The following is a 12,970-nucleotide window of genomic DNA, read 5'->3' on the forward strand; positions in this document are numbered from 1 at the left end:
CCGCTGTCCGGGAATGGAATTTCGCCGAGGTGATGACTAACCTCGGAATATTGAACACCCAACCGTGCGTCGTCGCGACGGCTGGCCATTGGTGTCATCACGTCGCTATCGCTCGCCATCATGCTTGCCACAACAACTACAGCTCAAAGCGAACGAACTCATGGAAGACCTACAATTCTGGGATTTTGCCGTCATCGCGGCCTATTTCGTGATCGTCACCTTCATCGGTTACAAGACTGCGCGAGGCAAGACGACGCCGGAAGAGCTGTTCCTGGCGGGAAGGAGTCTGGGCCCGATGGCGATCGGCTTCTCGCTGTTCGCCTCCAATATCTCCTCGGATACGCTGATCGGTCTGCCGGGCGCCGCCTACCAGCACGGAATCTCCGCCGCCAACTACGAATGGATGGCGGGCGTGGTGCTGATGTTCACGGCGATCTTCGTGCTGCCGGTGCTGATGCGAGCCCGGGTCACCACGATGCCGGAACTGATGGAGCGACGCTTCGATTCGCGGCTGCGCAAGTATCTTTCCGTCATCACGCTGTTCCTGTCGATCATCCTCGATACCGCCGGCACGCTCTATGCCGGCGGGCTGATCGTGACCACGTTCATCCCCGGCACCAATCTGTGGGAAGTCTGTGCGCTGCTGGCGCTGTTCACCAGCATCTACACGGCCTTCGGCGGGCTGCGCGCGGTGGTCTACACGGACGTGATGCAGGCTTGCGTGCTGATCGGCGGGTCGGCGGCGATGACCTGGATCATTTTCGGTCATTTCGATCACAGCTGGGCCAACGTCAAGGAGGCGGTCAGCCCGGAAAGGCTATCGCTGATTCGACCGCTGGACGACCCCAGCGTCCCGTGGCTGGGGTTGATCACCGGGGTGCCGATCGTCGGTTTCTACTACTGGTCGATGAATCAGTACGTGGTCCAGCGTCTGCTCGGCGCGCGCAACATCCAGGCCGCGGGGCGGGCCTCGGTATTCGCCGCCGCGCTGAAGCTATTGCCGATTTTCATCATGACGATCCCCGGCGCGATGGTGATACCGCTGTTGCCGGGGCTGGATCATCCCGATCAGGTCTATCCAAAGATGGTGCAGGAGTTCACGCCCACCGGGCTCACGGGCCTGATTCTGGCGGGCCTGATCGCGGCGCTGATGTCGACGCTCTCCTCGACGCTCAACTCCTCCGCGACGCTGCTGACGCTGGATTTCATCAAGCCGGCCAAGCCGAATCTGACCGATGCCCAGCTGGCCAAATGGGGGCGTATCTGCACCTTCATTCTGGCGGCGATCGCGGCATCCTGGGGGCCAATGATCCAGTACTTTTCCGGCCTCTGGGCGTACCTGCAGCAGGTGTTCGCGTTCGTCGCCTCGCCATTGGTGGCGACCTTCCTGATGGGGCTGTGGGTCAAGTCGCTGGGCTCGTCGGCGGCGCTGCGTGGTCTGGCCAGTGGTCATATTCTCAGCGCGATACTGTTCGTGCTGGTGGAGACCGGCGTGCTGCCGATTCACTTCACCATCATCGGCGGCATCCTGTTCGCGGCGACCGCGCTATTCACCTGGCTCTGGATGGTCCGGCTTGGCAGCAGCGATCGGCCGGATAGCAAGGATGCGAAGATCGCCGTCATGGCCAAAGAGGGATTGGAGCGGGTGCCGCGCGATGTCATGATCGGCATCGCCATCGTCTCGCTGCTTACCGCGATCATCGTCTATCTGCTGCGATGAGCAAGCCGCTCTCATCTCAAGGCTGTTTTTCACAAGGACCTGTCATGGATACCCTTCGTCTCGCGATCGTGGGTTACGGCAAGATCGCCAACGCTCAGCATCATCCGGCCATCGACAACGACGCCGGCTGCCGGTTGGTCGCGGTCGCGAGTCCCAACGCCTCTGTTCCCGAGGTCGCGAACTTCGATAGCCTCGAAGCGCTGCTCGATCGGGGGCCCGAGATCGATGCGGTCTCGCTGTGCACTCCCGCCGGCGTGCGCTCGTCGCAGGCGCGACTGGCCATGGCCCATGGCAAGCACGTGATGCTCGAGAAACCGCCCGGCGCGACGCTGGCGGAGATCGAAACCCTGCGCGAAGACGCCGAGCGCCACGGCGTCACGCTGTTCGCATCCTGGCACTCCCGGCATGCCCACTGTGTCGATTCGGCACGACAGTGGCTGGCGGAACGCGAGATCCGGCGTGTCGACATCGAGTGGAAGGAAGACGTTCGCGTCTGGCATCCGGGGCAGGCCTGGATCTGGCAACCGGGCGGCATGGGGGTGTTCGATCCGGGTATCAACGCGCTGTCGATCGTGACCGAGATCCTGCCGCGTCCGTTCCACCTGACCGATGCCCAGCTGCAGGTGCCCGGCAATTGCCAGACGCCGATCGCGGCATCGCTGGATTTCGTCGACGGCGACGACGTGCCGATCCATGCCGAGTTCGATTTTCGACAGCAGGGCACGCCGCCGATCTGGAATATTCACGTCGAGACAGACGAAGGGCGCTTGACCCTGGAAGCGGGCGGCAGCCGGTTGCTGATCGACGGCGAGCTGCGCGAAGAAGGCCCTGATGCGGAGTACGCCGGCCTCTACCAGCGCTTTGCCACGTTGATCGCCGAGGGCCGTTCCGATGTCGATGTCAGCCCGTTCCGCCATGTCGCCGACGCGCTGATGCTGGGCTATCGACACACCGTCGAGGACTTCGTCGAGTAGATGCCAGCTACGAGATACGAGCTGAGAGCTACGAGCCGAAACTCCGAACCAAAACGCTAGCGTTATCGCGCTGGCATTTTGCGTATTGAGGCCGGCATTCTGCTTTTCGAAGCTCGAAGCTCGAAGCTCGAAGCTCGAAGCTCGAAGCTCGCAGCTCGCAGCTCGCAGCTCGCAGCTCGCGGCTCGCAGCTTCAGCCGGTCATTGCTTGGGGCAGATACAGCACGATCTCCGGGAACGCCCGCATCACCACGATCGCGAACAGCATCAGCAGGAAGAACGGCAGCGTGGCCTTGGCAATGGTGAAGATATTCTTGCCGGTGAGCCCCTGGATCACGAACAGGTTGAAGCCCACCGGGGGGGTGATCTGCGAGATCTCCACCACGATCACCAGGTAGATGCCGAACCAGATTGGGTCGATGCCGGCGGCGTTGATCAGCGGCATGATGATCGAGGTCACCAGCAGAATCAGCGAGATCCCGTCGAGGAAGCAGCCCAGCACCAGCAGGAACAGCGTCAGCATCACCAGCAGCACGTTGGGCGAGAGCCCCATGGCGGCGATGGCGCTGGCCAGTTGCGTCGGCAACTGGGTGAAGCTCATGGCGGACGACAGGAACGAGGCGCCGGCGATGATGAAGGCGATCATGCATGAGGTGCGCAGCCCGGCGAACATCGACTCCAGGAAGATCGACTTGTCGAAATGGCCGTTGAAACGCGCGATCACCATCGACAGCACCACGCCCACCGCGGCCGCCTCGGTGGGGGAGGCAACGCCGCCGTAGATACTGCCGAGAATGCCACCGATCAGCACCAGCAGCGGAATCAGGCGCCAGCTGTTTCTGACCTTGTCGAGAAACGGCATCGGCGTTTCGGCATGACCCGCGCCGCCATTCCTGCCGGCGGTCAGTGACCAGATCACCAGGTAGATCATGAACAGCGCCAGCAGCAGCAGGCCGGGGCCGACGCCCGCCATGAACAGGCGCGAGATCGACTGCTCGGTGACCACGCCATAGACGATCATCATGATCGACGGCGGGATCAGCAGGCCCAGGGTGGAGGCGCTGGCCAGCGTGCCGATCGCCAGTGTTTCGCTGTAGCCTCGACGCTCGAGTTCGGGCAGCGTCATCTTGCCGACGGTGGCACAGGTTGCGGCAGAGGAGCCGCAGACGGCTGCGAACAGTCCACTTCCGATGATATTGGAGTGCAGCAGCCGACCGGGCAGACGGTTGAGCCAGGGCGACAGCGCGCGGAACATGTTGTCGGCGAGCCCGGAGCGGAACAGGATTTCGCCCATCCACACGAACATCGGCAGAGCGGTCAGATCCCAGCCATAGCTGGCGCCCCAGAAGTCGGAGGCGAGAATGGGGCCGACCTCGAAGCTCGTAAAAAAGGTCAGCGCGATCCAGCCGGTGCCGAGCAGGGCGAAGGCGATCCACACGCCGCCGCCGAGCAGAATCGCCAGGGTAAAGAGCGTTGCAAGACTGAGCGTGAGCACGAGTCGAATCCTCGGTTCAGGGAAGCACCGTATAAATGTCTGCGCGGGCGAAGTGCTGCGTTACGCGGTGCTGGAAGACTCGCCTAACCCTAAGTTATGTCTCGTCTTCTGCGCTCCGTGCGCCTTGCTCTTCATCCCGCTCGCCGATTTATTCAGCGCTTCCTCGCTGTTTGGTTGTTGGAGCGAAACGTTACTCGCCGCCGAAGCTGTCGTTGTCGCCGGGAGCCACGTAGCGCGACGGCGCCGTCACGGCCTGTCTCAGCGTGCTCGCCAGCGCTTCCAGAATGGCCAGACACAGCAGCGCGAGGCCGACGACCAGGACGGTCTGGGGGATCCATAGCGGAATCGCCATCAGTCCCGAGGAGACGTCACCGTAATCGAGGCTTTCGCGAATCAGCCCGATCACCTGCCAGCTGAGCAACGCGCTGAGCGCCAGGGCGATCGCCAGACACGCCACTTCGCACCAGACTCGGATCGCCGCCGGCAGGCGGGCGATGACCAGCGTGACGCGAATGTGGGCGTAGTGGGTGAAGGTGTAGGCGAGGCTCAGGAAGGTGGCGCCGACCAGCAGGTAGGAAGCGATCTCCGAGAGGCCGCTGATCTCGTAACCGAGACGGCCGGCCCCGACCAGCACCAGTACCGCATCGAGGCAGCGCAGCAGTACCTGGAAAGTGACCATGGCACAGATGGCGAGCATGCAGGCGGCGGCGCCCCAGGCGCCCAGCCGGTAGAGCGGATCGAGTTTGAAGGTCATGAAGACTCACCGGGTGTGAGTGAAGGAACCCCGACAGCCGAATGACCCGCGCCGGGCGGGCCATTCGAACGGTGTCACTGGCTCTGCTGGGACTGCAGCTTGCGGTAGCGGTCGACCAGCTGCTTGGCCTGATCGCCGGCACGTGACTGCCAGTCCTCGAACAGCTTCTGGCCGGCGGCTTTCAGCTGCTGCTGGAGGGCATCACTGGGCTCGCTCACGGTTACCCCATGGGATTCGAGGGCCTTGGCGCTCTCCGCGGCGTCTTCCTTGCTCAGTTGCCAGCCACGCTGTTCGGCCTTGGCGGCGGCATCGAGAATCGCTTTCTGGGTGGCCTCGTCGAGGCGGTCGAAAGCGCGCTTGTTGACGAAGACGATGTTCTTCGGCAACCACAGGTTGGCATCGCTGTAGTTCGACACGTAATCCCACGCCGACATCGACTTGCCGGTGGAAACCGAGGTGATCATGGCGTCAACGCGGCCGGTACTGAACGCGGTGGGGATATCCGCTTCTTCGGTCTGGGTCGGGATGCCGTCCAGGTTCTCGACGAAGCGCTGGGTATTGATGTTCGGCGCGCGAACGCGCAGGCCCTCGAACTGGGAAGCATCGGTCAGCTCGAAGTCGGTGTAGATGCCCTGCGCCGGCCACGGCACGGCGTACAGCGGCATCAGCCCCTCCTTGGCGAAGAGTTCGGTGATGATCGGCTTGGAGGCCTGCCACAGATCGTAGGCATCGGCGTAGCTGCCGGCCAGACCGGGCAGGGTATCGACTTCGTAGATCGGCGATTCGTTGGAGAGCGTGGAGAGAAAGATCTCCCCGGCCTGAACGGTGCCGCGACGCACGGATGGCTTGATCTCGGCGTGGCTGATCAGCGAGCCGCCGCTGTGCACGGTGATGGTCAGCTCGCCATCGGTCGCTTCGCCGACATCCTTGGCGAACTGCTTAGTGTTCTGGGTGTGGAAGCTGGCATCGCCGTAGGGAGAGGCGAGATTCCACTGGTCGGCGAGTGCCGGGGTGGCGGCGGTGAGCGAACCCGCCATGGCGATCGTCAACAAGGAAAGATGGGAAGTGCGCATCGTGGGATTCCGTTTGTTATTGAGAAGGTCATGCACGCTGCTGGTTATCCTGCATTCTTCAAGTAGGCCGGCGATGCGGTCAAATCGTTAATTCTTATCCGAACTATCGGGCCAGACTTTCACCTCCCCCTGGGGCTCGTCATCGGCATGATCCCTGGCATAGCGAGCGGCACAGTCCTGGGCGAGCTGAGTAACGCCCCGACAGAAGTTCGGATAGCTGCTGGTTCGCCAGATCGCGTCGTAGTACATCGCCGGCAGCGGGGTAGGCAATGCCAGCCGCAACAGCTCGCCTCGCTGGCACGCATCCGACACCGTGGAGACGGGAAGCGAGCCGACCCCCACACCGTCGATGGTCATGCGGGCGATGGTCATCAACGTCGTGGCGCAGTGGATCTTGGGGTCGTCGATACCCAGCTCGGCGAGGTAGGTTACGAGTTCGCCATAGGGGCGAGCCAGCTTGCTGAACGAGACGAACGGAAGGCGGGATAGCGCGGCCGTGCCGCCGTGGTGCAACCGCTCGGCATGTTGCGGCGCCACGAACAAACCCATCTCGTAGGTCGCCAGCGGCAGCTGCGTCACCGACAGCCCCGGCGCAACGCCATCCATGGCGAAGATCATGTCGAGATCGTTGTTCGCCAGGCGCTGTTGAAGCGCCGGCGAGATGTCCACGGTGAGCTCGATGGTCAACTGCGGATGCCGCTCGGCCAGCTGGGTCAGGAAGGTACTGAACCAGCTGTGGGCGATGGTCTCGATCACGCCGAGGCGTAGCGTGCCGGAGAAATCCTCCTGGTTCTGAAATAGCTGCAACGCTTCCTCGCGACTGTCCAGCAGGCGTTCGGCGTGGGCGTAGAACTCGCGACCGCGCAGCGTGGGCTGCACAGGCCGTGCGCTGCGGTCGAGCAACGACTCCCCGACCACGGCCTCCAGCCGGGTGATGCGATCCGAGATCGAGGGCTGGGTCAGATGCAGCCGCGCTGCCACCTTGCGAAACGAACCCAGCCTGACGATCCAGACGAACGCTTCGAGCTCCTTGAAATCGAACATCTCGGATTCTCGCTATGCAGTCGACAGGGGATAGACGATTCTTCGGCGCGGCGACGTGGACGTCAACTCTTCAGAGAGTGCCGGCTGGCGTCAAAGTCCGCAGAATGAAAGATTGCGCCGATACTGCGCATCGTGAAAAACGATTGGACCCTGTCGCTGGCGGTTTCTTACAGTGCCTTCAGGCTTTACTGCGGCACTGCTTTCTACGACAGCGATACGAGCTGCGACAACGATACGAGCTACGACAACGATACGAGCTACGACAACGATACGAGCAACAACAACGATACGAGGTAATGCGAATGCGCGTGCCCCTGCTCAACTGCGACATGGGTGAGAGTTTCGGCAACTGGGCGCTGGGTCTCGACGATCAGGCGATGCCTTTCGTCGACTGCGCCAATATCGCCTGCGGCTTTCACGCCTCCGATCCCGATGTGATGCGCAAGACCGTGGCGATGGCGGTTGCCAACGGGGTGCGTATCGGTGCGCATCCCGGCTACCCCGATCTGATGGGGTTCGGCCGTCGCTCGATGGCCTGCTCGGCGCAGGAAGTCGAAAACCTGATGCTCTATCAGATCGGTGCGCTGGAAGCGTTCTGCCGCGCCGAAGGCACCCGGATCAGCTACGTCAAGCCGCACGGGGCGCTCTACAACGATATGGCCAGCGACTTCGACCTGCTGCGAGCGGCAATGCAGGCGGTGGTCAAATACGATCGCGACCTGCCGCTGCTGGTGATGTCGACCGCCAATCCCGAGCCGGTACGCGAGCTCGCCTCGGCCATGGGCGTGACGCTGTGGTTCGAGACCTTCGCCGACCGCGCCTACGATGCCCAAGGCCACCTGATGTCGCGGCGTCTGCCGGGGGCGGTGCATCACGATCGCGGTGCCATCGTCGATCAGGCCGTGGCGCTGGCCAAGGGCGAGGCGTTGACCGCGAGTGACGGCAGCAAGCTGCATCTGCCGGCGGATACGCTCTGCGTTCATGGAGACAACGCCGAGTCGGTAGCGGCAGTCAAGGCCATTCGCGAAGCCTTTCAGCAGTTGAGCGACGCATGAGCCAGTCGCTATCTCCCCGGCTCGAAACGGTGGGCATGGACGCGCTGATGGTGAGACTGTTCGACGCCATCGACGAGGCGCACATGCCGTGGATACTGGCGGCCGATAGCGCGCTACGTGAGCGCCTCGGCGAGGCCCTGATCGACCTGGTGCCGTCCTATACCACGCTGCTCGTTCATTACGACGTCGCCCTGCTCTCCCAGATCGAGGCCAGGAAGCTGATTCAGGACGCCTTGCAAGGCTTGAAGCCGGCGTCGAACGAGGCCGGGCGGGAGCACCGTATTCCGGTGTGGTACGACGACAGCGTCGGTCCGGAGCTCTCCCGCATTGCCGAGCGCCTGGGTGTCGATACGGATGATGTCGTGCGTCGGCATACGGGGCGCGACTACTGTGCCTTCGCGCTCGGTTTCGCCCCCGGCTATGCCTTCATGGGTCTGGTCGAGGAAGCGCTGGGGACGCCGCGATTGAAAACGCCGCGTCAGCGAGTTCCCGCCGGCAGCGTCGGCATTGCCGAGCGTCAGACCGCCATCTATCCGATGCGCTCGCCGGGCGGCTGGAACATCCTCGGTCGTACCGCCATCAAGCTGTTCGATCGCGAGCGCGACGAGATCAGCCTGTTCCGCCCCGGCGATCGCGTGCGTTTCGAGCCGATCAGTCGCGAAGCCTTTATCGAACAGGGCGGCGATACCACGCCGCTGGAGGAGCGCTGATGGCGACGCGGACAAGTACGCAGAACGTCACGACCACCGTGGCGCAGAACGCTGGGCAAACCAGGCCGACGTCACTGGTCGTCGAGCGTACGGGGCCGCTGGCCCTGGTCGAGGACGCGGGTCGCTTCGGCTGCCGCCATCTGGGAGTGACGCAGGGCGGAGCGCTGGATTGGATCTCGTTGGGCTGGGCCAACTGGCTGCTGGGCAATGCGCCCGATGCTGCCGGCATCGAGATCGCCATCGGCGGCCTGGCGCTGAAAGCGGAGCAGACGATTCGGTTGGCCATCGCGGGTGCCGATCTGGGCGCCACGCGGGACGGCGAGCCGCTGGATGCCAACGTCAGCTTCACGCTCGAACAGGGCCAGGTGCTCGCTTTCGATCAGCCGAGGGCGGGCCTGCGTGCTTATCTGGCGCTGCCGGGCGGGATCGACGCCGAGCCTTTCATGGGTAGCCTGTCGACGGTGGCCCGCGAGCAGCTGGGCGGGCTGGATGGCCGGGGCGGGGGGCTTCAGATCGGTGATCGACTATCGGCCGCCGGCCATGCCGCAGAGATTCGTGACATGCCTTCGGTGCCGCCCATGCCGCGGGACGAGGCCGTGCTGGAGCTGGTAACCGGCGCGCAGATCGCGCATTTCGAGGGTGCCAGTCTGTTCGCCGCCTTCAACCAGGCCTGGCAGGTGGATAGCCGCGCCGACCGCATGGGCGTTCGGCTGACCGGCCCGGAACTGCGATGCCAGCTGGGGGGAATGATATCCGAAGGCATCCCGCTCGGTGCCGTTCAGGTGCCGCCGGACGGGCAGCCGATCATCCTGCTGAACGATCGCCAGACCATCGGCGGCTACCCGCGGCTGGGGGCGCTGTCGCCGATCGCCTGCGCGCAACTGGGGCAGTGCGCCCCCGGCACCACGATCAGGCTCTCGCCGGTAACGCCCCATCAGGCACGAACGCGCTATCTGCGCCAGCTCGCGCTGTGGCGTTAGCCGCGAATCAGCGCAAGCCGGTTCGGCCTGGCGCCGGAGGACGCTCGCCCTGGCGAGCGTTGGGCGGTTCGCCGCTCCCGGCGATCAGTCATCGCCAGCCTGACGCATCGGCATCCGGTCGATGGTGGCGTAGATCGACTGCAGATCGACATCGCCTCGTTGCTGAACCTTCTTGCCGCCGTCCTTGCCCACCAGAATCGTCGTCACGCCCTGATCGGGACTGACGCCCAGCGCCTCGAGCAGCGCCCGGGTCTCGTAGGGCGTCATCGGCTGGCCGTGGCGATTGCCGCTGTCGCCTTCGACCGTGTAGAGCAGCATGTCACGGTCGGCGAACTGATCCTGCGTCGCCTCGAGCTGCTGGCGCAGATGCCGATAAGCCGGTTGCTCGGCATCCGGCGTCACCACGATCAGCGGGCGGAAGTTCCACTTGTCGGTGATCAGCGGATTGGCGGCATCCTTGCCGCCGGCTGACTGGGCCTCGGCCGCTGTCGCAAACACGGCGCTCGCCGTGAAGAAGGCTCCCGCCACTAGTGCACCGGTCATCAACCAACGTTTCATGAGCGTCTCCAGAGTGTCGTTTACGCGTACTGTAGACCCTGTGATCCATGAAGGGGAGAAGGATTCATGGCGGGCCGGCGGGTCTGAAGGCGCCAATGTAAAAAGGAAATAAAATATCCTCATTGAAAATTAATTTGCCGTCAGTGAAGCATAGGCATAATCTCAATCATCCGAAGCAGAGGGATAGGTCATGGCCGATCACGAAGGTTTCGACACTCCCCCGACGTCAGTTGCCGCCTTGCAGGCGATGGCAATCGCCGCAAGGCGGGGAGAGGCACAGGCACCCAGGCTGACCCCCGGTGGGCTCAAGCTACTGGAGCAATTGCTGGCCGCACCGGAGCTGGCGGCGACGCTCAGCATCTCGGCGCTGGCGGATGAGCATGGCGTCAATGCTTCCAGCCTGACACGCCTGGCGCACGCCCTGGGGCTGGCCGGGTTCAAGACGTTTCAGGCGCTGTTTCGTGCCGATGCCACCAGTGGGGCGTTCTACTCGACCCGCGCCGAACGCCTGCTCGACTTGGGCCAGATTCCCAAGGATGGCCAGCATCCGATCCAGCAGCAGGCGCTTTGGCAGGAGGAAATGGGCAACCTCTCGCGAACTGCCGAAGGGCTCGACGAGGCAATGCTCGCGGGTGCCGCCCGCGCCCTGATCGAGGCACGCCGAGTTCACGTGGTCGGCCAGCGTGCCTGCTTCGCGGGGGCGCACTATCTCTCCTACTACTTGAGCTATCTGCGCAGCGACGTGCGGTTGATCGATTCGGTGGGTGGTATCAATCTCGAGGCCGCGCGCGAGCTGGGGCCGGGTGATCTGGTGGTGGGCGTCAGCTATCGGCCGGAAACCCGAGTCAGTGTCGATTACTGCCAGCAGGCACTCGAACAGGGCGCGCAGCTGCTCGCATTGACCAATCATCCCGCCGCTCGTCTCGCCACCATGACCGAGATGACGCTGCTGGCGTCCGCCGAAGGCCCGTTCTTCTTCAATCCCATGAGCAGCCTGTTCGTGGTGATCGAAATGCTGTTGTCCCACATGGCCCACGACATGGGCGGCGACGCCGTCTCGTCGATCCGTCGCCGTGAAGCCTTGATCGCTCGTTGGCAGATCGAATGACCGAGCTGCCTTGATACGCCGACCACAATACGCCCACTACACCAGGAATCCCGCTGACATGACCGCTCGCTTGGGGCTCGCCACCGCCCTGTTGAATCACGCCTACGCCGACGACATCAACGCCACGCCGGCTTCCGATACCCTGTTGATCAACGAACAGTCGAGATGGCTGGAATCTCGCGGTGAGCGAGTCATCAAGTTCGGCTTCGGCCAGTCGCCGTTTCCGGTCTACGGCCCGGCGGTCGAGGCGCTCGCCGCTCATGCCGATCACAAAGCCTATCTACCCGTACAGGGCTTGCCCGCGTTGCGGGAGCGAGTCGCCACTTTCCATAGTGAAATGGACGGCATTGCATGGAATGCCTCGCGGGTATTGATCGGCCCCGGTAGCAAGCTGCTGCTGTTCGCCCTGATCAAGGCGCTGCCGGCGGCAGAAATTCTGATTCCTGCACCGGCCTGGGTCTCCTATGCACCTCAGGCGCGTCTGGCAGGACAGACGCCGATCAAGCTGGCGGCGGACTTCGACACACGCTGGCAGATCACGCCGGAGCAGTTGGAGGCGCACTGCCTTGAAGGCGGCGATAGCACGCGGCTGTTGATACTCAATGCGCCCGGCAATCCCACTGGTTTATCGCCCGATGCCGAGACGCAGCGGGCGCTGGCAGAGGTGGCGCGGCGTCACGGCGTGATCGTGCTGGCCGACGAGATCTACGGCCCGTTGGACCATAGTGGTGCCCACCGCGCCTTCGCGCGCGACTACCCCGAGGGCACGGTGACGACCAGCGGGCTGTCGAAATGGTGCGGCGCCGGCGGGTGGCGGCTGGGGGTGATGCACGCGCCCGAGGCGCTGGGAGACGAGATCTTCGCGCGGCTGCTGGGGATCGCCTCGGAGACCTGGTCGAGCGTAACCAGCCCCGTTCAGGAAGCGGCTTGCGTGGCCTATCGGGTCACGCCCAAGTTGACCGAATATCTCGATCGCCAGCGGGCATGGCTTAGCCTGATTGGTCACTGGTGTGCGACCCAGCTGCAGTCGGCGGATATCCGCGTGCACCTTCCCGACGGGGGCTTCTATCTGTTCCCCGATTTCGACGCGTATCGAGAGACGCTAGCTCGGCGCGGTATCACCACCAGCGCCGAGCTGACCGCGCGGTTGCTGGCGGAAACCGGCGTGGCATTGCTACCGGGTAGCGCGTTCGGGTGTGATCCGGCTCAGCTCACGGCTCGTCTGGCCTATGTCGATTTCGATGGCCAGGCGCTGTTGCCGCATCCGCCGCAGCGTCACGAGCAGCCGATGGCGCTACCGGCGCTGGAGCGAGTGCGTCTCGGCATACGATCGATCATCGACTGGCTGGGCTAAGTTTCAAAAGGGCTGAGCTTCAAAAGGGCTGAGCTTCAAGGGGCTGGCTCGAGGCTGAATTCGTGGGCATTTTTGATTGTGCGCTTTTCTTAAGGCAACATTAAATTGCCAGGTGATACATTTTTCCGGGAACTCCCCGCGCTACGG

Annotated in this window: 12 protein-coding genes; 7 read left to right on the forward strand and 5 right to left on the reverse strand. The window is 63.6% G+C overall.

Annotated features, from left to right (window positions below):
• The first annotated feature begins 160 nt into the window (after positions 1-160).
• Both DOM58_RS10110 and DOM58_RS10115 read left to right on the forward strand, forming a co-directional pair.
• Positions 161-1,720, forward strand: coding sequence for a sodium:solute symporter family transporter (locus DOM58_RS10110; protein ID WP_110692731.1), 1,560 nt, complete (start codon positions 161-163; stop codon positions 1,718-1,720).
• Between the two features lie 44 nt (positions 1,721-1,764).
• A complete protein-coding gene (locus DOM58_RS10115; RefSeq protein WP_110692732.1) occupies positions 1,765-2,694 on the forward strand; it encodes a Gfo/Idh/MocA family protein in 930 nt (309 codons plus the stop codon).
• A gap of 191 nt (positions 2,695-2,885) precedes the next feature.
• Here DOM58_RS10115 and DOM58_RS10125 read toward each other — a convergent pair whose 3' ends face one another.
• From DOM58_RS10125 to DOM58_RS10140, 4 genes are all read right to left on the reverse strand, one after another.
• A complete protein-coding gene (locus DOM58_RS10125) occupies positions 2,886-4,187 on the reverse strand; it encodes a TRAP transporter large permease (protein ID WP_110692733.1) in 1,302 nt (433 codons plus the stop codon).
• A gap of 190 nt (positions 4,188-4,377) precedes the next feature.
• Positions 4,378-4,941: a TRAP transporter small permease gene (locus DOM58_RS10130; protein ID WP_110692734.1), complete on the reverse strand. Its 564-nt coding sequence runs from the start codon at positions 4,939-4,941 to the stop codon at positions 4,378-4,380.
• Positions 4,942-5,015: 74 nt separating this feature from the next.
• Positions 5,016-6,014 carry a TRAP transporter substrate-binding protein gene (locus DOM58_RS10135; protein WP_110692735.1) on the reverse strand — a complete coding sequence of 333 codons (999 nt, stop codon included), beginning with the start codon at positions 6,012-6,014 and terminating at the stop codon, positions 5,016-5,018.
• Positions 6,015-6,101: 87 nt separating this feature from the next.
• The gene (locus DOM58_RS10140) at positions 6,102-7,058 is read right to left on the reverse strand and encodes a LysR family transcriptional regulator (RefSeq protein ID WP_110692736.1); all 957 of its coding nucleotides are present in this window, start codon (positions 7,056-7,058) and stop codon (positions 6,102-6,104) included.
• Positions 7,059-7,360: 302 nt separating this feature from the next.
• Between DOM58_RS10140 and DOM58_RS10145 the strand changes: the two genes are divergently transcribed.
• Genes DOM58_RS10145 through DOM58_RS10155 form a run of 3 tightly spaced genes read left to right on the forward strand, consistent with a single transcriptional unit; the run spans position 7,361 to position 9,803 of the window.
• On the forward strand, positions 7,361-8,113 hold the full coding sequence (locus DOM58_RS10145) for a 5-oxoprolinase subunit PxpA (RefSeq protein WP_110692935.1): 753 nt from the start codon (positions 7,361-7,363) through the stop codon (positions 8,111-8,113).
• Positions 8,110-8,823, forward strand: coding sequence for a 5-oxoprolinase subunit PxpB (gene pxpB, locus DOM58_RS10150; RefSeq protein ID WP_110692737.1), 714 nt, complete (start codon positions 8,110-8,112; stop codon positions 8,821-8,823). The genes DOM58_RS10145 and pxpB overlap by 4 nt, the downstream gene beginning before the upstream one ends.
• The gene (locus DOM58_RS10155) at positions 8,823-9,803 is read left to right on the forward strand and encodes a 5-oxoprolinase subunit C family protein (protein ID WP_110692738.1); all 981 of its coding nucleotides are present in this window, start codon (positions 8,823-8,825) and stop codon (positions 9,801-9,803) included. Before pxpB ends, DOM58_RS10155 begins: the two co-directional genes overlap by 1 nt.
• Positions 9,804-9,887: 84 nt before the next feature.
• Here the strand turns inward: DOM58_RS10155 and DOM58_RS10160 are convergent, their stop codons facing one another.
• Positions 9,888-10,361, reverse strand: coding sequence for a DUF4174 domain-containing protein (locus DOM58_RS10160; RefSeq protein ID WP_245392224.1), 474 nt, complete (start codon positions 10,359-10,361; stop codon positions 9,888-9,890).
• 190 nt (positions 10,362-10,551) lie between these two features.
• Here DOM58_RS10160 and DOM58_RS10165 point away from each other — a divergent pair, with 190 nt between their 5' ends.
• Together DOM58_RS10165 and DOM58_RS10170 are read left to right on the forward strand one after the other, a co-directional pair.
• Positions 10,552-11,469, forward strand: a complete 918-nt coding sequence (locus DOM58_RS10165; protein ID WP_110692739.1) for a MurR/RpiR family transcriptional regulator — start codon at positions 10,552-10,554, stop codon at positions 11,467-11,469.
• Positions 11,470-11,527: 58 nt separating this feature from the next.
• Positions 11,528-12,823, forward strand: coding sequence for a pyridoxal phosphate-dependent aminotransferase (locus DOM58_RS10170; RefSeq protein ID WP_110692740.1), 1,296 nt, complete (start codon positions 11,528-11,530; stop codon positions 12,821-12,823).
• The last annotated feature ends 147 nt before the right edge of the window (positions 12,824-12,970 follow it).

This window comes from Salinicola halophyticus, from assembly GCF_003206695.1.
GTDB classification, from domain to species: domain Bacteria; phylum Pseudomonadota; class Gammaproteobacteria; order Pseudomonadales; family Halomonadaceae; genus Salinicola; species Salinicola halophyticus.

Bases quoted from the DNA above. Each gene is read 5' to 3' on its own strand.
- DOM58_RS10110 (WP_110692731.1), top strand. From the start codon at position 161: ATGGAAGACCTACAATTCTGGGATTTTGCCGTCATCGCGGCCTATTTC.
- DOM58_RS10115 (WP_110692732.1), top strand. From the start codon at position 1,765: ATGGATACCCTTCGTCTCGCGATCGTGGGTTACGGCAAGATCGCCAAC.
- DOM58_RS10130 (WP_110692734.1), bottom strand. From the start codon at position 4,941: ATGACCTTCAAACTCGATCCGCTCTACCGGCTGGGCGCCTGGGGCGCC.
- DOM58_RS10135 (WP_110692735.1), bottom strand. From the start codon at position 6,014: ATGCGCACTTCCCATCTTTCCTTGTTGACGATCGCCATGGCGGGTTCG.
- DOM58_RS10140 (WP_110692736.1), bottom strand. From the start codon at position 7,058: ATGTTCGATTTCAAGGAGCTCGAAGCGTTCGTCTGGATCGTCAGGCTG.
- DOM58_RS10145 (WP_110692935.1), top strand. From the start codon at position 7,361: ATGCGCGTGCCCCTGCTCAACTGCGACATGGGTGAGAGTTTCGGCAAC.
- pxpB (WP_110692737.1), top strand. From the start codon at position 8,110: ATGAGCCAGTCGCTATCTCCCCGGCTCGAAACGGTGGGCATGGACGCG.
- DOM58_RS10155 (WP_110692738.1), top strand. From the start codon at position 8,823: ATGGCGACGCGGACAAGTACGCAGAACGTCACGACCACCGTGGCGCAG.
- DOM58_RS10160 (WP_245392224.1), bottom strand. From the start codon at position 10,361: ATGAAACGTTGGTTGATGACCGGTGCACTAGTGGCGGGAGCCTTCTTC.
- DOM58_RS10165 (WP_110692739.1), top strand. From the start codon at position 10,552: ATGGCCGATCACGAAGGTTTCGACACTCCCCCGACGTCAGTTGCCGCC.
- DOM58_RS10170 (WP_110692740.1), top strand. From the start codon at position 11,528: ATGACCGCTCGCTTGGGGCTCGCCACCGCCCTGTTGAATCACGCCTAC.